The organism is Bradyrhizobium genosp. SA-4 str. CB756, from assembly GCF_000473125.1.
Lineage (GTDB): Bacteria > Pseudomonadota > Alphaproteobacteria > Rhizobiales > Xanthobacteraceae > Bradyrhizobium > Bradyrhizobium arachidis.
This window is the reverse complement of record NZ_KI421499.1, coordinates 3,810,866-3,829,676: the sequence shown is the minus strand read 5'-3', so window position 1 is coordinate 3,829,676 and position 18,811 is coordinate 3,810,866. Positions and strand designations below refer to the sequence as shown.

At 64.4% G+C, this 18,811-nt stretch carries 12 protein-coding genes; 7 read left to right on the top strand and 5 right to left on the bottom strand.

What is annotated here, in order from left to right; all coding sequences use genetic code 11:
* Entirely contained in the window at window positions 1-2,373 is a 2,373-nt protein-coding gene (locus BRAGE_RS0118945) for a xanthine dehydrogenase family protein molybdopterin-binding subunit (RefSeq protein ID WP_027557450.1), read from the bottom strand.
* Window positions 2,374-2,588: 215 nt separating this feature from the next.
* On the opposite strand from BRAGE_RS0118945, the gene BRAGE_RS0118940 reads away from it, so the two are divergent.
* The 3 genes from BRAGE_RS0118940 to BRAGE_RS51690 all read left to right on the top strand — a co-directional run bounded on the left by BRAGE_RS0118940 (window position 2,589) and on the right by BRAGE_RS51690 (window position 8,262).
* Complete coding sequence (locus tag BRAGE_RS0118940) at window positions 2,589-3,662, top strand: Ppx/GppA phosphatase family protein (RefSeq protein ID WP_027557451.1); 1,074 nt, start codon at window positions 2,589-2,591, stop codon at window positions 3,660-3,662.
* A 1-nt stretch (window position 3,663) separates the two neighbouring features.
* A complete protein-coding gene (locus BRAGE_RS0118935) occupies window positions 3,664-4,350 on the top strand; it encodes an RlmE family RNA methyltransferase (protein ID WP_027557452.1) in 687 nt (228 codons plus the stop codon).
* Window positions 4,351-4,536: 186 nt separating this feature from the next.
* Complete coding sequence (locus tag BRAGE_RS51690; RefSeq protein ID WP_051377938.1) at window positions 4,537-8,262, top strand: FG-GAP repeat domain-containing protein; 3,726 nt, start codon at window positions 4,537-4,539, stop codon at window positions 8,260-8,262.
* 81 nt (window positions 8,263-8,343) lie between these two features.
* On the opposite strand, the gene BRAGE_RS0118925 is transcribed toward BRAGE_RS51690, so the two are convergent.
* Window positions 8,344-9,270 carry a class I SAM-dependent methyltransferase gene (locus tag BRAGE_RS0118925; RefSeq protein WP_159073913.1) on the bottom strand — a complete coding sequence of 309 codons (927 nt, stop codon included), beginning with the start codon at window positions 9,268-9,270 and terminating at the stop codon, window positions 8,344-8,346.
* Between the two features lie 314 nt (window positions 9,271-9,584).
* Between BRAGE_RS0118925 and BRAGE_RS0118920 the strand changes: the two genes are divergently transcribed.
* On the top strand, window positions 9,585-11,558 hold the full coding sequence (locus BRAGE_RS0118920; RefSeq protein WP_027557454.1) for a hypothetical protein: 1,974 nt from the start codon (window positions 9,585-9,587) through the stop codon (window positions 11,556-11,558).
* Between the two features lie 84 nt (window positions 11,559-11,642).
* Here BRAGE_RS0118920 and BRAGE_RS0118915 read toward each other — a convergent pair whose 3' ends face one another.
* Window positions 11,643-13,133, bottom strand: a complete 1,491-nt coding sequence (locus BRAGE_RS0118915; protein WP_027557455.1) for an MFS transporter — start codon at window positions 13,131-13,133, stop codon at window positions 11,643-11,645.
* Window positions 13,134-13,576: 443 nt separating this feature from the next.
* Here BRAGE_RS0118915 and guaB point away from each other — a divergent pair, with 443 nt between their 5' ends.
* A complete protein-coding gene (gene guaB, locus BRAGE_RS0118910; RefSeq protein ID WP_027557456.1) occupies window positions 13,577-15,070 on the top strand; it encodes an IMP dehydrogenase in 1,494 nt (497 codons plus the stop codon).
* Between the two features lie 16 nt (window positions 15,071-15,086).
* Here the strand turns inward: guaB and BRAGE_RS0118905 are convergent, their stop codons facing one another.
* Window positions 15,087-15,605: a hypothetical protein gene (locus tag BRAGE_RS0118905; protein ID WP_027557457.1), complete on the bottom strand. Its 519-nt coding sequence runs from the start codon at window positions 15,603-15,605 to the stop codon at window positions 15,087-15,089.
* A gap of 492 nt (window positions 15,606-16,097) precedes the next feature.
* Between BRAGE_RS0118905 and BRAGE_RS0118900 the strand changes: the two genes are divergently transcribed.
* Together BRAGE_RS0118900 and BRAGE_RS0118895 are read left to right on the top strand one after the other, a co-directional pair.
* On the top strand, window positions 16,098-17,120 hold the full coding sequence (locus BRAGE_RS0118900; protein WP_027557458.1) for an NADP-dependent oxidoreductase: 1,023 nt from the start codon (window positions 16,098-16,100) through the stop codon (window positions 17,118-17,120).
* Window positions 17,121-17,270: 150 nt separating this feature from the next.
* Window positions 17,271-17,567: a hypothetical protein gene (locus BRAGE_RS0118895; RefSeq protein WP_027557459.1), complete on the top strand. Its 297-nt coding sequence runs from the start codon at window positions 17,271-17,273 to the stop codon at window positions 17,565-17,567.
* A gap of 8 nt (window positions 17,568-17,575) precedes the next feature.
* On the opposite strand, the gene BRAGE_RS0118890 is transcribed toward BRAGE_RS0118895, so the two are convergent.
* Window positions 17,576-18,640 (bottom strand): LacI family DNA-binding transcriptional regulator, encoded by a 1,065-nt coding sequence (locus tag BRAGE_RS0118890; protein WP_027557460.1) that lies wholly within the window; start codon window positions 18,638-18,640, stop codon window positions 17,576-17,578.
* Window positions 18,641-18,811 lie beyond the last annotated feature (171 nt).

Genomic DNA, 18,811 nt, shown 5'->3' with positions numbered 1-18,811 from the left:
CTAGGCCGCCTTGCCTTTCGCATCCTGGATCGCGCGCCACACGCGCTCCGGGGTCAGCGGCATGTCGATGTGCTTGATGCCGTGGTCGGAGAGCGCATCGAGCACCGCGTTCACCACCGTCGACAGGCTGCCGGCGCAGCCGGCTTCGCCGCAGCCCTTGCTGCCGAGCGGATTGGTCGTGGCGGGCACAGGGTGATCGCCGACCGTCATGTTCGGCACGTCCTCGGCGCGGGGCAGGGCGTAGTCCATCAGCGAGCCCGTGATCGGCTGGCCGCTCTCGTCGTAGCGGATGTGCTCCATCAGCGCCTGGCCGATGCCCTGGACCACGCCGCCGTGGAGCTGGCCCGCGACCAGCAACGGGTTGATCACCGTGCCGAAATCGTTGACCGCGCTGTAGCGCACGATCTGCACCACCCCGGTGTCCGGATCGACCTCGACTTCAGCGACGTGGCAGCCGTTCGGGAAGGCCGACGGCACCGGCTCGCTGGTGTGGTCGACGTCGAGACTGTCAGGCACACCCTCCGGCACCTTGCCGTCATGCAGCTTCCTGGCGAGCTCCATGATGTCGATGCTGCGGTCGGTGCCGGCGATGGTGAAACTGCCGCCTTCGAATTCGATGTCGGCTTCGGACGCTTCCAGCATGTGCGCAGCGGCGCGCTTGCCCTTTTCGATGACGAGCTTGGCGGCGCCCACGATCGCCATGCCGCTTGCGGTGATCGAGCGCGATCCGCCGGTGCCGTTGCCGGTGTGGACGATGTCGCTGTCGCCCTGCACCAGCTTGACGTTCTCAAAGGGCACCCCGAGCTGGTCGCACAGCACCTGCGCGAACGGTGTGGCATGGCCCTGGCCGTAATCGAGCGTGCCGGTGATCAGCTGCACGGTGCCGTCAGGATCGAACACGATCTTGCCGAGCTCGACGCTCGGCGGCGCCGTGACCTCGAGATAGGAGCCGACCGCGATGCCGCGCAGCTTGCCGGCCTTCTTGCTCTCCTTCTTGCGCTTGGCGAAATTCTCGTGGTCGGAGATTTCGAGCGCCTTGTTGAACACGGCCTGGAAGTCGCCGCTGTCATAGGTGACGCCGGAGGAGGCGGGGAAGGGCATCTGGTTCGGCTTGATGAAGTTGCGCTTGCGCATCGTCAGGCGGTTGATGCCCATCTCGTCGGCGGCGCGGTCGATGAGCCGCTCCATGTAATAGTTCGCCTCGGGCCGGCCGGCGCCGCGATAGGCGCCCATCAGCGTGGTGTTGGTCAAGACCGTCTTGATGTCGATGCCCATCAGCGGCGTGCGGTAGACGCTTGAAAAATTCTTGCCGGTGTTGAGTGAGAGCGGCCCCGGCGCAACGCCGGTGATGTAGGCGCCCAGATTGCCGTAGCCGGACAGCTTTGCCGCGAGGAAATGGCCCTCGGCATCGAGCGCGAGCTCGGCGTGGATCTTCTGCGCGCGGCCGTGGCTGTCCGAGAGGAAGCTGGTCGAGCGCTCGTCCAGCCACTTCACCGGGCGGCCGAGCGCCTTCGCCGCGTACAGGATGCACATGTATTCGGGGTAGTTGACGTTCTTCATGCCGAAGGAGCCGCCGACATTGGCGGTGAGGATGCGCACCTTCTCGTTCGGCACCTTCAGGTTCTTGGCGAGGTTGGCGCGGTTGCCGGCAACGCCCTGCGTCGGCATCTGGATGGTGTAGCGCTCGGTTGTCTTGTCGTAGGAGGCGAGCCCCACGCGCGGCTCCATCGAGACGACGGCGACGCGGGTGTTCTCGATGTCGATCCTGGTGACATGGGCGGCGCTGGCGAAGGCGGCATTGACCTTGTCCATGTCGCCATAGTGGTAGTCGAGCGCGACGTTGTTCGGGATGTGGTCGTAAAGCTGCGGCGCGCCGGGCTGGGCCGCTTCCTCGGGATCGGTCACAGCGGGCAGCGGCTCGATATCGAGCTCGACTGCCTCGGCGGCATCGCGCGCCTGGGCCAGCGTGTCCGCCACCACGAAGGCGACGGGATCGCCGACGAAGCGGACCTTGTCGGTCGCCAGCGGCTGGCGGTTGGTCTGGAGCAGGGGCGAGCCGTCGCGGCTCTTCAGCGGCAGGCCGCACGTGAAGGGGCCATAGCCGGCGGCATCGAGGTCGGTTCCGGCCCACACCCCGAGCACGCCCGGCATCGCCTTGGCGGCGTCGATGCCGATGCCGCGGATGACGCCATGGGCATGGGTCGAGCGGACGATCACGGCATAGGCCTGGCCGGGCAGGTTGAAATCGTCGGTATAGCGACCCTTGCCGCGCACCAGCGTGTCGTCTTCCTTGCGGCGGACCGGCTGCCCGACGCCGTATTTTTGCAGTGCAATAGCGTTTTCGAGCGTGGAGGATTTGGTGTGTTCTTGCATGGAAATGACCTGAAAAGCCGGCATTTGCGCGATTTCGCGGGGCGCCTGGAGGGGGCCGGACCCCCTTTCAGATAACCCACGGGCCCGTTCACGACAACGCACGAATGGGCATGGTCCTATGTGATGCGATGTTGCGCAGGCCGGCCGCGCTGCTAATGTTTCAGGCGAAAAAGCAATTCCGGATCGGCCCATGTGGTCGTGGAAAGACAGTTTGTATGAATGACCACACGCGGCTCCGCGACGGCCTTGTGCCGCACGGTGAGCTGGAGGGGTCGATGGCGGCGGTGGCGTTGGCCACCGAGCCTGCCGTCCCCGCGCAGGCCGCCGGAACCGGCGTCTACGCGGCGCTGGACCTCGGCACCAACAATTGCAGGCTGCTGATCGCCTGTCCGACCCAGGACGGCTTTCGCGTGGTCGATTCCTTCTCGCGCATCATCCGGCTCGGCGAGGGGGTCTCGGCGACCGGGTGCATCAGCGAGGCCGCGATCGAGCGTGCCATTGCCGCGCTCAGCATCTGCCGCGACAAGATCAATCTGCGCAAGGCGCGGCGGCTGCGGCTGATCGCGACCGAAGCCTGTCGCGCCGCCTCGAACGCGGAAGGGTTCCGCAGCCGCGTCGCGGCCGAGACCGGCATTGAGCTCGAGGTGATCGACCGCGAGACCGAGGCGGCGCTCGCCGTGCTCGGCTGCTCGCCGCTGGTCGATCCCAGGGGCAGGGGCGCGATCCTGTTCGATATCGGCGGCGGCTCGACTGAGCTGGTGCGGATCGAGCGCGATCCGCAAAATCCGGAACCGCGCATCAAAGCCTGGATGTCGATCCCGTACGGCGTGGTCACGCTGGCCGAACAATTCGGCGGCCGCGACGTGACGCCGGAGATCTACGCCGCGATGGAGCACGAGGTCGCGCAGCACGTCGCGCCGTTCGCGGAGCAGCACGGCCGCGACCTCACGGATATGCATCTGCTCGGCACCTCGGGCACGGTGACGACGCTCGCCGGCATTCATCTCAACCTGCCGCGCTACGATCGCCGCCGCATCGACAGTATCTGGATGAACGATGCCGACATCACCGCGACCATCAACAAGCTGCTCGGCATGAGCTACGAGGAGCGCGCCAACAACAGCTGCATCAGCGTCGAGCGCGCCGATCTCGTGCTGGCCGGCTGCGCCATCCTCGATGCGATCAGGCGCGCTTTCCCGCTGCCGCGCCTGCGCGTCGCCGACCGGGGCCTGCGCGAGGGCATGCTGGTCGAGATGATGCGCGAGGACGGCGCGATTCGGAGCTGGTGAGATGGCGAAAGACACCACCGGCCGCTTGCACGTCCAGGTCAAGACCGGCGGCAAGCGCAAATTGTCGTCCAAGCTGTGGCTGGAGCGGCAGCTCAACGATCCCTATGTCGCGAAGGCCAAGGCGGCAGGCTATCGCTCGCGCGCCGCGTTCAAGCTGCTCGAGATCGACGACAAGTTCCGCCTGCTGAAATCAGGCATGGCCGTGGTCGATCTCGGCGCCGCGCCCGGCGGCTGGAGCCAGATCGCCGCCAAGCGCGTCGGCTCCGCGGAGGGCAAGGGCAAGGTGGTCGCCATCGACCTGCTGGAGATGCCGGAGATCGTCGGCGTCGACTTCGCCCAGCTCGATTTCATGGACAATGACGCACCCGACAAGCTCACCGCGATGCTTGGCGGCGGCGCCGATATCGTGATGTCCGACATGGCCGCCAACACCACCGGCCATCGCAAGACCGACCAGCTCCGCATCGTCGGCCTCGTCGAGACGGCGGCTGCCTTCGCCTGCGACGTGCTCAAGCCCGGTGGCACGTTCCTGGCAAAAACCTTCCAGAGCGGCGCCGACGCCGATCTGCTCGCCCAGCTCAAGCGCGACTTTGCGACGGTGCGTCACGTGAAGCCGGCGGCGAGCCGGCAGGATTCCTCGGAGCGCTACGTGCTCGCGACGGGATTTCGTGGGGCGGGCGGAGAGTAGCGGCCGAGACGCTTTGCGAGCGTCAGTGCCGCCCGTCTCACCTCATGTTATGTTAATAATATCATAATTCTGTAGCGATGCAACGCGATGATCCCGCCGCCGTGATCCGGTGGTAAGGCCAAAGCGTAAGCAACCACAAGTGGAATGGATACTCGGTGAGTCCGATCAATCCGGGGAGACCTTGTGATGGCTACATCGCCGCCCACCTTCGGCACACAGACGAGCTACGCGACCGGGACGTCGCCCCAATCCGTTGCGATCGGCGACGTGAACGGTGACGGCCGGCCGGACCTCGTGAGCGCGAACAGAGGGTCAAACACCGTTTCGGTGTTGCTCGGCAATGGTGACGGTACGTTCCAGGCTCAGACGGCCTACGCGGCCGGAAATGCTCCGAACGCCGTCGCCATCGGCGATGTCAACGGCGACGGCCGGCTCGATATCGTGGAAGGCGGACTAAATGGTGGGACGGTTGTCCTGATCGGCAATGGCGATGGCACATTTCGGTCGCCGATAAGTTACGCGTCGCCAGGAGCATCGACTTCCATTGTGCTGGCCGACTTGAACGGAGACGGCCGGTCCGATGTGGTGGAATTGAACCAGTTCTACGGCGTCACGCTCATGCTGAATAACGGCGATGGCAGCTTTGGAGCGCCGCGAACAATCTTAAACCAGTACCAGGGCGATGCCGGAGTGCTTTCGCTGGCGGTTGGAGATCTGAATGGAGACGGTCGGCCCGACCTCGCGGCTGGGCAGTGGAGCTATACGGTATCGATCGTGCTCGGCAACGGAGATGGTACGTTCCAGGCGCAGCACGACTACACAACACCATATGTCAATCCCTACGTTACGATAGGCGATGTGAATGGAGACGGCCGCCCTGATGTCGGCGGCGGCAACATGCTGTTCCTCGGCAATGGCGACGGCACCTTCACTGTAGCGACACACCTCGTTGACGGGCCGGGCGGCATACACCCGGCGCCGATCAATTTCCCCGACTCTCAAGTGCTGCTGGACTTGAATGGTGACGGCCGGCCGGACGCTGCGTCCTCAGTTTATGGCCAGAGCTACGTTTCCGTCCAACTGGGCAATGGCGATGGCACCTTCGGCCCGGGAGGGACTTATGCGGTCGGGCAGGGTAACCAGCCTGTTGTGGCGGCCGACTTGAACGGCGATGGTCGGCCTGACCTGGTGGTGCCCAACTCCGCTACCAACTCGCTATCGGTATTGATCAACACCGGACCGACCAGAGTCGTTTCCGTCACCGCGTCGCAGGCGTACGGTTTGGTACATCCCGGCGACACCATAGCCTTCACGATCACGATGAACCGCGCGGTGATCATCACAGGTGGCACGCCGACATTGACGCTCAATGATAGCGGCGTCGCAATCTATGACGCAGCCGCGACGGCGGCGCTCGGCGATCCGGCCAAGCTGGTGTTCAGCTACACGGTTGGCGCATCCGATCTGCCGGTGAACGGTTTGTCCTTCGTGCGCGGCGACCAGAACGGCTCGCAGATCGTCGATGCGGCTGGAGTTGGCCCTGACTTGTCCGGCGTGTTCGCGGCCTCGTTCGCGGGCATCCAGGTCGCGACGCCACCGACGACGGTGACCTCCGTCGTGGCCTCGCCGACAGACGGCGTAGAACATGTGGGCGACACCATGACATTCACGGTGACCATGAGTCGCGCCGTGACGGTCACAGGCCAAACACTGACATTTACGCTCAACGATGGCGGGGTCGCGGTCTATGACGCGGCTGCAACCGCGGCGCTCGGCGATCCCGCCAAGATGGTGTTCAACTACACGGTCGGCGCGGCCGATCTGCCGGTCTATGGCCTTTCGTTCGTGCGTGGCGACCAGAACGGCACTGTCATCGTCGATGGAATGGGCAGGGGCCCCGATTTTTCGGGCATGTTCACGGCCTCGTTCGCCGGGATCCAGGTCGAGACGCCGCCGACGACGGTGACTTCCGTTGTCGCCTCGCCTTCAAATGGCGTGGAGCACGTGGGCGACACCGTGGTCTTCACGGTGACCATGAGCCGCGCCGTGACGGTCACCGGCGACGGACTGACGTTCACGCTCAACGACGGCGGCATCGTGGTCTATGACGCGGCCGCAACCGCGGCGCTCGGCGATCCCACCAAAATGGTGTTCAGCTACACGGTCGGTGCCACCGATCTGCCGGTGAGCGGCCTGTCCTTCGTGCGTGGTGACCAGAACGGCTCCGTCATTGTCGATGGAATGGGCAGAGGGCCTGACTTCTCCGGCATCTTCGCGGTCTTGTTCTCCGGGATTCAGGTTGGGCCGGTTGCTCCGGCCGTACTGACCGCCGGACCAGAACTTCAAGCCGCGAGCGTCAACGGCGCGGCCGTGGCCGAATTGACCGGCGGCAATTTCGCGATCGCCTGGCTGGATGGATCGACGGTTCATGCCCAGATCCTTGCCCCAGACGGTACGAAGGTTGGCGCGGAAACCGTCGCGCAAATGCCATTCCCGTTGCTCGCCGCTCCGGGAGCGCATCCTTCCGTTACGGCATTGGCGAATGGAGGATTCGCGGTGGCGTGGGCGGCTTCTTACCCTGGCTTGGGCGTTCCATACGCCGGCGTCGAAATCCAGCTTTTCGCTCCGAACGGCTTTCCGGCGGGAGCGCCATTTCACGTCGAAACTGAATCAGGCCAACTGGGATTCAATCTCGGCTATCCGGGCCTTCAAGTTCAGCTCCCAACGCCTTCCGTGGCAGCTCTGGCCGACGGCAGTCTCGTCGTAACGTGGGTTCATCGTGATACGCTGAACGGAGATGCGATCTTGAGGTCGCAGACGTTCGATACGAACGGGACGATGATCGGCAACCAGGTCGATGCCGTCCTGGACAAGAGTGGCGGGAGTTCGCCGGCCCTGGCCCGGTTTGCAGATGGTAGCTTCGTTGCCGTCTGGAATCAGCTCACTCTTCAGATCAATCCTGTCGGAACACCCCCTGAGGAGGTCAAACGACCGGGTTTCGTGGCCCAGATATTCGATGCACAGGGCAACAAGATCGGCGCGGAAATCGCGGTCAATTCGACGATCGGGTACGCGTTCACGAGCAACCCGAACGTGGCCGTATTATCTACGGGCGGATTCGTCGTCACGTGGGAAGAGGAGCGCTACAACGGTGCGGCGGTCACGGACGTGATCATGGCACAGCAATTCGATGCCGGCGGAACCAAGATCGGATATCAGATTCGTATCGATGCGATGATCGTTCCCATCGACGCGTTTGTTGAATCCCAGCCGAAGGTAACCGCGCTGGCTGACGGCAATTTCGCCATCATGTGGCAGGGCGCCAGCAGCACCGGTGGAACCGTCGTCAAGGCGCAGCTGTTCGACGCGTATCAGCAGTCTCCTGTCGGCAGCGAAGTCGCGATCAACGTGCAGGCGACCCAGGATCAGGTTCATCCCCAGCTTGTCGCGTCGCAGGATGGCGGGTTCGCGATCGCGTGGAGTGATGTGAATGGCGAGAAGGTGCAAGTCTACGCCGCCAATCAGCCGGTGACCACGATCGCAGCAGGCACGACGCTCGATATCCCCTCCGCTTCCACCGCCAAGCTCGCCTTCGCGCCGGGCGGCGCGACGCTTCAGCTCGACAATTCCGATGGGTTCGCCGGATCGATCACGGGATTTGGCGGCGGCGACCGCATCGACCTTTCCGACATCGCCTTCAGCAGCGGGGGCACGACGCTTGGCTATTCAGCGAATGCCAGCAACAGCGGCGGCCATCTCACCGTCTCCGATGGCCCGCATATCGCGTCGTTGACGTTGCTGGGTCAATACGCTGCCACGAGCTTCGTGCTGACGTCCGACGGCCACGGCGGCACGCTCATCACCGCGGCTCAGGATGCGGCCAATCAGTCCCAACTGGCCGCGCATGCCTGACAGCCTGCGCGAGCCCGATCGTCGGGGCGCGTCTACAACGCGCCAGCACGCCGGCCATGGCCGGCGCCGGCGCGGCACCGGTTACCCGCGCACGCGCAGATAGATCGACGACGGAAAATGTCCCGTCGTATTGGGCACGTTCAAGCCGTTGACGTCGGGGATCGGTACATATTCCGGGAAGACCTCCTTCAGCACGTCCTGCGCGTCGTAGTGCAGCATGCTGAGGCAGAATAGGATCTCCAGCCGGTCGTTGTTGGTCAGCAGCGCCTGGAGCACGGTTGTCTCGGCGCCCTGGAACAGCGCGTTCAGGAGATCGCGCTGAAACGAGTAGGGGAAATAGATGTCGTGAATATGGATCACGCAACCCGGCTTGATGCGCGGAATCACCTCGAGATAGAGATGAGCAACGTCGCCCACCGGCCGGACCACATGCGATGTATCGATGAACAGGAAATCGCCGTCCCCGAGCTGATCGAACGTGGCGGGGTCGAGCTCCTCTACCTTGCTGGCCACCAGCTCGATCTCGGGCGAGCTCTTCAGATAATCGCTCGGATACGGTTCGATGCAGGTATGTTTGCCGGGATGCCCCTCCGCCGCGTTCATCGCCAGCGCCTTCGTCGCGCAATGTGTCGACACGCCTGACCCGACCTCGATCACGCGCTTGGGCTTGAGCCAGCGCAGCACGCCGTGCAGCGCTTGCGCCTCGACATAGCCGAAGCCCGGCCCGAAGCCCCTGGCCGCGCCTTCCTGGTAGGTGCTGTTGCCGCGGTATTCGGGCTCGAACGGCTTGACGATCTCCCGCAGGCGCGAGGCCTGCCGCGCGATGTCGGAGTCGATTCCGGTCATCGGAGACCGCTTCGCCCATTTGTCCTTCGTCCGCTCCAGCTCGCGTACGTCGGCGATCGGCGTGTAGTAATGGTTCGGCAGCACGACAAGGCCGCCGCTCAGCGCCACCCGGTGCACCCTCAGGAAGGTCGATTTGATGATGTCCCTGGACAGCCTGTTCACGCGCAACATCCCCAATTCGTCCCGACGGGCACCGTCTATCACGCGAAATACGACAGTTTGATGCAGCTTGCGTTCGATATGATATTTGGCGCAGCCAGTATTGTTGTTTGGCCTGGAATTTTCGGAAATCCGTCCCGTTTCTGCAGCGTCTTTGCCGGTCGGAGTGCGCTTCGCTGACTGCGACGATGCGCATCTCGCAAGCCTTACCCGCGAATATCATTACATATGTTATGTTATCATAATCCTGTAGCGATCGAGGGTGATGATGCTGTTTGCCGCAATCTAAGCGGGCAATCCTGTTTCTGGGGAATAGCATGCACATCCTGAACAATCCGGGCCGTCCAGCGGGCCGGCAGCATCGTCGTCTTGTTCTCGCGGCTCTTGCCGCGACAGCGCTGAGTCTGGGTCAGATTCAGATCGCCGCGGCGGACGCGACCATCTCGATCGACGCGGCTTCGACGCTTCCGCAAGGCGGCGGCAACGTGCTGCCGACCCTCAAGAACATCTTCCAGAGCGGCAACGCGCCGGGGTCCGTGAGCGGTTACCCCGATACGCTCATCGATCAGATGCTGCCGCTGCTCGCGGGCATCGGCACGAAGCGGGCCCGCCTGCTGCTGACCGATGAATATTGCGACATCGACGCCCAGGGAAATTTCGGCGGCAACGACGCCGCCACCCCTCCCACCTTTAGCGCGGGCGACTGCTTCCCGCTGGCGTGGCAGCTCGACTGGCTGCTCAAGGCCAATCTTTCACCCCACATGGCGGTCGCCTCGCACATGCCGATAAGCTTTATTCAGTACGGCGAGCCGGAGACGTGGGGCGACCGGCGCATCGATCCGAACAACGCCAACAGCCCGAAAATCATTGATCATTACAAGGATTACGCCAAGGCACTCGTCCGCTACATCGCGACCAGGGCGTTCACGGGCGTCGCGCAAACGGCAGTCTTCGAGGTCAGCAACGAGATCGACATCGCGGCTGACTACCCGGTGTGCAACGGCTCGACGTGTGCTCCTCCGGATCTTGGCCCCTGGAAACGCTGGCTGTGGTGGATGAACCCGGCAACGTACAGCTTCAGCTCGACGTCACAGGCCTACGCGATCACCGACGAGGACAATCCGCAATTGGGATTTCCCAACAATGGCGACGCGCGCCGTCTGGGCCGCAATCTTCTGCCCGTGCAGAAGATCTTCGCCGATGCGATCACCGCGGTGAACGCCGAGCTTGGCCAGAACAGTGCCTATAACGGCAAGACCATCGAGATCGCGGGCCCTGCAATGGCCGGCTGGAATCTGATTGTGAGACCGCAGGGAACGGGCCCCTCGCTGGAAGAGCAGTTCATCGAGCAGGTTTTCAATCCGTCCGCTCTGCCGTACGGCGCGAAGTTCAACATGCCGCTCAATCACTTCTCGTTCCATTACTACGGCTCGGTCGAAACCCTCCGCACCAACACGGTCGAGCACGCCTGCGATGACGTCACGCAGCCGTTCGCCCTGTTCGAGCAGATGACCAATGCCTACAGGGCCAAGCTGAATGCCTATAACATGCAGAACGTGCCGCTCTTCCTGTCGGAATGGGGACCGTCGAGCTGCTCGAACGGCGACGTCAACTGGTCGCACAAGGGAGCAGCATGGGTTGCCGCGTTCCTGCCGGAGGCGCTGGCCCAGGGCGTGACGATGGGATCCTTCCTCACGGTCGAGGATCGGCTCGTCTATGGCGGGCCGGCCGCTCCTTCGGCCCTCGGCACGGCCAGCCTGCTGCACACTTATGGCAGCGGAACTTCCTACACCTTCCTGCCGAAGCCGCACACCAACGTGTTCAAGATGTACAATCTGATGACGGGGCTGCGCAATCAGGTCACGGTGACGCCGACCTCGGGGTCGCACCTCAATGCGTTCGTCACCAGCGACCAGAGCTCGACCAATGTCATGGTCTACAATTTCGACCCGTATCTGGTCTTCAACAACGACGCCAACACCCGAACCGGCACGGCGGAGAACTTCTCCATTTCCGTCTCGAACATCTTCAAGACGGTTGGCTACAGCGGGCCGGTGAGGGTCCAGCGCTACCAGGTCGATGCGACCACGAGCAACCTCAAGAACTTCATCGACTACGCCAACGCTCACTCCGGCAATACCAGCGGCGCACCGGATCCGAGCCTGCAGCTGATCGAGGACTATACCGCGACCGCGGTCAACGGCGAGCTTCAGCTCCACAGCTCGACCGCAGGCTCGCCAGCGAAGCCGTTGGGATTGGGCGTCGCGCTCTATCGCATCACGCTGAACTGACGCGCTTCGAGCGACCCGAGAGGGTCGTGGACGATCAAGAGAGCGATGGCCCTTGGGCCATCGCTCTTCTCGTTGGCGCGTTGCTCACCCCAGCCGCTGGTCGCGCACGTCCTGGGTATCCTCGGTCGCGGCCTTGACGGCAGCCTTGGCCGCGCCCTTGCCCGCACCCTTGCGGCTCGCGATCTCGGTGGCCTTGCGGCCGGAGATCTCGTGGCCGGCATCGGCCGGCATCTGCCAGAAGAACCAGCTCGAGGCCGCCGAGGTCAGCGCCACCACGACGAAGGCGGGCGCGAACACGGTGGCGTTGATCTCGCTGACATGGCTGAGCCACATCGTCGTCTCCACGCTGGCGGCGCCGACGGCGACGCCGGCGGAGACCGCGAGCTGCTGGTTGACGCTGACGAGCGTGGTGGCCCGGCTCATCTGCGCGGTCTCGACGTCGGCATAGGCGACCGTGTTGATCGCGGTGAACTCCAGCGAGCGGAAGAAGCCGCCGACCACCAGGATCACCATGATGATCAGGAGCGGCGTCGTTACGGTGAACAGCGCGCAGACGCCGAGGAAGAACGCGCTGATGATCGCGTTCGCCGTCATCAGGTTGCGGAAGCCGAAGGCGCGGATGATGCGGCCCGCCAGCGTCTTCATGCCCATCGCCCCCAACGAGGAGGCGAAAGTGACGAGGCCGGAATGGAACGGCGACAGGCCAAAACCGATCTGCATCAAGAGCGGGAGCAGGAAGGGCAGCGCGCCGATGCCGAGCCGGAACATGAAGCCGCCGAAAATGGCCGCCCGCAGCGTCGGCAGCTTCAGCAGCGAGAAGTCGAGCACCGGGGATCCCGTCCGCCGGGCGTGGATGACGTAGAGGGTCATCGAGATCGCGCCGCCGACGATCAGCGCCGCCACCGTGCTCCAGGGCAGCAGGTTGAGCCCGGCGACGGAGAGGCCGAACGCGATGCCGGCAAGGCCGATGCCGGCAAGCACCATGCCGTAGAGATCGAACGGCTCCTGCGTCTCGCTCTTGATGGGATCGATGAACTTCAGCGCCATGAAGATGCCGAGCAGCCCGATCGGGATGTTGATCAGGAAGATCCAGTGCCACGAGGCATAAGTGGTGATGAAGCCGCCGAGCGGCGGCCCGATCACGGGGCCGATGAGGGCAGGGATCGTCACCCAGGCCATGGCGTTGACGAGCGCGCTCTTGTCGACCGAGCGCAGCAGCACGAGGCGCCCGACCGGCGTCATCATCGCCCCGCCCATGCCCTGGAGGATGCGCGCGAACACGAAATCGGTGACCGAGGTCGAGAGCGCGCAGCCGATCGAGCCGACCATGAACACGCCGACCGCGATCGCGAACACCATGCGCGCGCCGAACCGGTCGGCGGTCCAGCCGCTCGCCGGGATGAACACCGCCAGCGACAAGAGGTAGGACGTGATGGCGAGCTTGAGCGTCAGGGGGCTGGTGCCGATATCGGCCGCGATCGCCGGCAGCGAGGTCGCGATGACGGTCGAGTCCATGTTCTCCATGAAGAGAGCAGTGGCCACGATCAGCGGGATGACGCGTTGCTTGTCGACCATGACAGATTGGTAATGAAAATCAGAAGAGAGGGTGGACTGCGGCTTAACACTGCCGCCCGGCGGCGACCATTGCGGATCAACGCATAGCACCTAAATGCTGTGCTCGCTCCTTCGTCGTTCCGGGGCGCGCCACGTGGCGCGAGCCCGGAATCCATCGGACCGCAGGGACCGCTGCGGGATGGATTCCGGGCTCGCGACTAGGTCGCGCGCCGGAAGAACGGTGGGTGGGCCCCGCCGGCGAGCCTATCCACGCCGAATTTACTCAAAAAGCCTGTGCATGGCTGGCCGCCGGTCCGAATTGCTTTGATTCGTCACGCGGCCGTGCTATCGACCGGCGTCAACCCCACCGATGGGCTCCGATTCTCCGGCGATGCCGCAAGGTACGCCGAGGGTGGCGCTCATCCATAAGCATTTGCGGCACGGCCGCAGGAAGGAGTTGGCAGATGGCCACGGTGCAACTTCAAGGCATCCGCGAAGCCTTTACGTTCGACGACGTGCTGTTGAAGCCGGGCCTGTCCGACGTCATGCCGGGCGAGGTCGACATCCGCTCCCGCGTCACCCGCGCCATTCCGCTCAACATCCCGATCATGGCCTCCGCCATGGACACCGTCACCGAAGCCCGCATGGCGATCGCCATGGCGCAGGCCGGCGGCCTCGGCGTCATCCACCGCAATTTCGATCCCGAAGGGCAGGCCGCCCAGGTGCGGCAGGTCAAGCGCTACGAGTCGGGCATGGTGGTGAACCCGCTCACCATCAGCCCCGAGGCCACGCTCGACGATGCGCTCAAGCTGATGAGCGACCACGGCATCTCCGGCATTCCCGTCGTCACCGGCGCCGGCAAGTCCACGCCGGGCAAGCTGGTCGGCATCCTCACCAATCGCGACGTGCGCTTTGCCACCGACCGCCGGCAAAAAGTCTCCGAGCTGATGACGCACGAGAACCTCGTCACGGTGCGCGAGAATGTCAGCCAGGATGAAGCGCGGCGGATGCTGCACAAGCACCGCATCGAGAAGCTGCTGGTGGTCGACGAGCAATATCGCTGCGTCGGCCTGATCACCGTCAAGGACATGGAGAAGGCGGTCGCCCATCCGCTCGCCTGCAAGGACGCGCAAGGGCGCCTGCGCGTCGCCGCCGCCACCACCGTCGGCGACACCGGCTTCGAGCGCACCGAGCGGCTGATCGATGCCGGCGTCGATCTCGTCGTGGTCGACACCGCGCATGGCCATTCCCGTCACGTGCTGCATGCGGTGAACCGCATCAAGCGCCTGTCCAATTCGGTGCAAGTCGTTGCCGGCAACGTCGCCACCACCGACGGCGCGCAGGCGCTGATCGATTCCGGCGCGGACTGCATCAAGGTCGGCATCGGTCCGGGCTCGATCTGCACCACGCGTATCGTCGCCGGCGTCGGCGTTCCGCAGCTCACCGCGATCATGGACGCGGTGGAAGCGGCCAAGAAGGCCGACATTCCCGTCATCGCCGACGGCGGCATCAAGTTCTCCGGCGATCTCGCCAAGGCGCTCGCTGCCGGTGCCGACATCGCCATGGTCGGCTCGCTGCTCGCCGGAACCGACGAGACGCCGGGCGAAGTGTTCCTGTGGCAGGGCCGTTCCTACAAGGCCTATCGCGGCATGGGCTCGGTCGGCGCGATGGCGCGCGGCTCTGCCGACCGCTACTTCCAGCAGGACATCAAGGATTCGCTCAAGCTCGTGCCTGAGGGCATCGAGGGCCAGGTGCCCTACAAGGGGCCGGTCGGTAACGTCATGCACCAGCTCGCCGGTGGCCTCCGCGCCGCCATGGGCTATGTCGGCGCCAAGGACATGAAGGAGCTGCACGACAAGGCGCAGTTCGTCCGCATCACCGGTGCCGGCCTGCGCGAGAGCCACGTCCACGACGTCACCATCACGCGCGAGGCGCCGAACTATCCGGGTGGCGGCTAGTTACGCCGACCCAAGGTCATGGGCTGATCGTTGTCAGTGATGGGACCGGCGGGGCGGACGGATCGCGCTCCGCCGCGGCTGGTCTGTTGCTGTTGATGAACGACCAGATGAGTGCGAATTGCCACCCCAGGACTGACCACCACGCTTCGCTGCCGAGACCGATCCAGCTGAAAACGGGCATGTCGGCTGCGCCGAGGACGCCGATCAAGACGCAGACGAGATTTGACAAACAGATCAGCAGGACATGGCGCTGATTGAGAAAGAGCGCGATCCATGTCGGCAGGAGGATGAGCACCAGAGCTGCAAGACCGCCCGCCGTTGTAAAAAGGTCCGTGGACCTGCCTGACAGCCACGCAAGGAGCGTGGGGCCGATCACGAAGAAGATGATCGGCAAGCCGGCTATGACCAACGCGATTTGCCACGCCGTGCTCTTCGGGGCTGCGAGACCCGTCTGCCCGATCTGCTGCCTCAGCGATGTCATTTCCTGTCCAATTTCTTTTAGCCTGTTGATCTCGTTGCCGAGGCGGCTGTGCACGGCAAAGGCGAGGCGATCTCCCTGGTACAGCCTAGGCTGGTGGGCTGATCACGATCTTAATTCGCTGCTTAAAATTCTAGGGAACGGTGGCGCCAGCCGCCTTCGCTCTCGTGCCCCGGACGCAGCGCAGCACCTCTTTGGTGATGCGCTGCAGAGCCGGGGCCCGTGTCTCTGCATCCGTCGTTTCGCTTTCTGAGTCCCGGCTCTGCGCAGCGTCACTGCGTGCCGGCGCGCGTCCGGGACACGAGAGCTGTGTGCGAGCGCGTGAGTTTCGGCGCGGTTGCCTCAACGACGGTGTCATGCCCCGGCTTGACCGGGGCATCTAGTACGCCGCGGCTTTTCGGCTCAACCACAACTGCCGCTGGAATACTGGGTCGCCCGATCAAGTCGGGCGACGACAGCGTGTGTGTGTGTGGCTCCACCGCTTTTGTATTGACGCGCCTCACTCCGTCCGCTTCCGTTCACGCCGAAGTACAATCCGGAGGAAACATCATGTCCCAAGCCAAGCGCATCGTTCTCGCCGCGCGTCCCGTTGGCGAACCAAAACCGTCTGATTTTCGTCTGGAGGAATTCGCAGTGCCGACGCCCGGTGCCGGCGAAGTCCTGCTGCGCACGATCTGGCTCTCGCTCGATCCCTATATGCGCGGGCGCATGAGCGAGGGGCCGTCCTACGCCGCGCCGGTGCCGGTCGGCGGCGTGATGGAAGGCGAGGCGGTGAGCGAAGTCGTCGCCTCCAACAACCCGGACTTCGCCAAGGGCGACATCGTCCGCGCACGCACCGGCTGGCAGACGAACGCGATCTCGAATGGCAAGGGCCTGATCAAGGTCGATCCCAGGCTCGGTCCGATCTCGACCTCCATTGGCGTGCTCGGCATGCCCGGCATGACCGCCTACACCGGCCTGCTCGACATCGGCAAGCCGCAAGAAGGCGAGACCGTCGTCGTTGCTGGCGCCTCGGGCGCGGTCGGCTCGGCCGTGGGGCAGATCGCCAAGATCAAGGGCGCACGCGCGGTCGGCATTGCCGGCGGCAAGGACAAGTGCGATTACGTGGTGAAGGAGCTCGGCTTCGACGAGTGCCTCGATCATCGCGAGACCGATTTTCCGGCCAAGCTGAAGTTCGCCTGCCCGAAGGGCATCGACGTCTATTTCGAGAATGTCGGCGGCGCGGTGTTCGAAGCGGTGTTCCCGCTGCTCAATCCGTTCGCGCGCGTGCCGGTCTGCGGCCTGATCGCGCATTACAACGACACCGAGGCCAAGCCGCCGAAATGGGCGGCATCGATGATGCGCGCGACGCTGACCAAGCGGCTGACCTTCCGCGGCTTCATCGTCTCCGATTTCGCCTCCCGCCATGGCGACTTCCTGCGCGACATGTCGGGGTGGGTTCGCGACGGCAAGGTCAAGTACAAGGAGTTCGTCACCGAGGGCCTGGAGAGCGCCCCCGGCGCCTTCATTGGCCTCCTGAAGGGCGCCAATTTCGGCAAGCAGCTGGTGCGGGTCGGACCCGACAAGCTGTAGTTGTTGCACCGGCGTCATATGCCGGACATCAATGGTTAACAAAGAGTCACCAATCGGCCACACCTGCCCGCAAAAGCCGCAGGTGTGACCGTCGGTTCATTGACGCCAGGGCGAAGGCATTGAATCATCGCGCATATTTTAGGTGTAGCGATGTTAGAGATCAGTGTTTTCTGCGTAATCCTATTGGCTGCCGGCTATTGGGTGGCCATGTTCGTGATGGGCCGCCACGACGACGTGATCCACGGCAAGTTCGTGCATAGCGAGGAGGGCGATTTCAGCCAGCCTGCGATGCCGGTGCCACCGCCGCCATTCCCGAAACGTCCGGTCAGGGCACCCAAGGTCGTGAGCGATCTGCCGGCCGATGACGCGGTGGCGAAGCCCGTGAACAGCGAGGCGCTGCAATCCCTGCTCGCCGCGATCCAGCAGGATCTCAAGAGCGTCGCTTAATCCCGCGCTCAGACGCTGCCGCGCTCGACCAGGAACAGATCGACCGCGAGCCGCTGCTCGGCTGACGGCGTGCCGGATAGCCGCGCCAGAAGCAGTTCGCCCGCAATACGCCCCAGCGCAGCCGCATCGAACGAGATGGTGGTGAGGCCGGGCGTGATCTGATCGGCGACGTCGTTGTCGCCGAAGCCGAGCACGGCGAGATCGCGCGGCACCGACAGGCCGCGGGCGCGGGCCTCGATCAGCGCGCCGGTCGCGAGAAGGTCGTTGGCGCAGAACACGGCATCGACCTTGCCGCCACGGTCGAGCAGGGCGGTGAAGGCGGCGCGGCCGTCGACGAGGCCCGTGATCTCGCCGACACCGATCTCGTGGACGATCTCGAGGCCAAGCCGTGCCGCCGCCATGCGAAAGCCGTCACGGCGCAGCGCGCCACGGCCGCTGCTGCGGCCGATGAAGGCGAGGCGGCGATGGCCGGCCTCGGCCAGCCTGCGCGCCGCCATGGCGCCGGCATCGGCATTGGGCAGGCCGACCAGCATGTCGATGGGATCGCGCGGATACGCCCAGGTCTCGATCACGGGAATGCCGAGCTCGGCCAGCGCTGTGCGGTTCTCCTCGAGCTCGATCACGCCGGTGAACATCACCGCTGCCGGGCGGATGCCGCGCAGCGACTGGATCATCGCGACCTCCTTGGCATAGGAGTAGGAGGTCTGGCCGACCAGCACCTCAAAACCCTCCGGCTCCAGCGTTGCGGCAAAGCTGCGCACCGCAAGGCCGAACTGCTGGCTGAGGATGTTGGAGACGAAGGCGACGACCACGTTCGACCGGCCGGACCGTAGCGCGCGCGCATGCGGGTTGGAGGCATAGCCGGTGGCCTCGATCACCTCCAGGATGCGCTCGCGGGTCTCGCGATTGACCTTTTCGGGGTGGCGCAGCACCCGCGACACCGTGATCGGCGCGACGCCGGCGCGCTCCGCGACCTCCTCGATGCGCGGCGGCCGCCCGGTCGCATTGCTGCGGCCGGGCGGCGCCGGAATGCGCACCACGTCGTCATAGCCTGGCTTTGCCGGATCGGTCATCGAATCCCTGGAGAGAACAACGTCAGGTTAGAGCATGATGCGATCAGAGTTCATTGCAACCTCGACGGTGGTGCACTCCCTCTCCCGCTTGCGGGGGAGGGCTGGGGAGAGGGTGTCTCCGCGGGCGAGAACCCCCAAGAGGAGGAAACCCTCACCCGGATCGCTTTCGCG

Excerpts from the sequence above, each read along its gene's own strand:
- BRAGE_RS0118915 (WP_027557455.1), bottom strand. The coding sequence starts at position 13,133 with ATGGTCGACAAGCAACGCGTCATCCCGCTGATCGTGGCCACTGCTCTC.
- BRAGE_RS51690 (WP_051377938.1), top strand. The coding sequence starts at position 4,537 with ATGGCTACATCGCCGCCCACCTTCGGCACACAGACGAGCTACGCGACC.
- BRAGE_RS0118890 (WP_027557460.1), bottom strand. The coding sequence starts at position 18,640 with ATGACCGATCCGGCAAAGCCAGGCTATGACGACGTGGTGCGCATTCCG.
- BRAGE_RS0118945 (WP_027557450.1), bottom strand. The coding sequence starts at position 2,373 with ATGCAAGAACACACCAAATCCTCCACGCTCGAAAACGCTATTGCACTG.
- BRAGE_RS0118935 (WP_027557452.1), top strand. The coding sequence starts at position 3,664 with ATGGCGAAAGACACCACCGGCCGCTTGCACGTCCAGGTCAAGACCGGC.
- BRAGE_RS0118920 (WP_027557454.1), top strand. The coding sequence starts at position 9,585 with ATGCACATCCTGAACAATCCGGGCCGTCCAGCGGGCCGGCAGCATCGT.
- BRAGE_RS0118900 (WP_027557458.1), top strand. The coding sequence starts at position 16,098 with ATGTCCCAAGCCAAGCGCATCGTTCTCGCCGCGCGTCCCGTTGGCGAA.
- BRAGE_RS0118895 (WP_027557459.1), top strand. The coding sequence starts at position 17,271 with ATGTTAGAGATCAGTGTTTTCTGCGTAATCCTATTGGCTGCCGGCTAT.
- BRAGE_RS0118940 (WP_027557451.1), top strand. The coding sequence starts at position 2,589 with ATGAATGACCACACGCGGCTCCGCGACGGCCTTGTGCCGCACGGTGAG.
- guaB (WP_027557456.1), top strand. The coding sequence starts at position 13,577 with ATGGCCACGGTGCAACTTCAAGGCATCCGCGAAGCCTTTACGTTCGAC.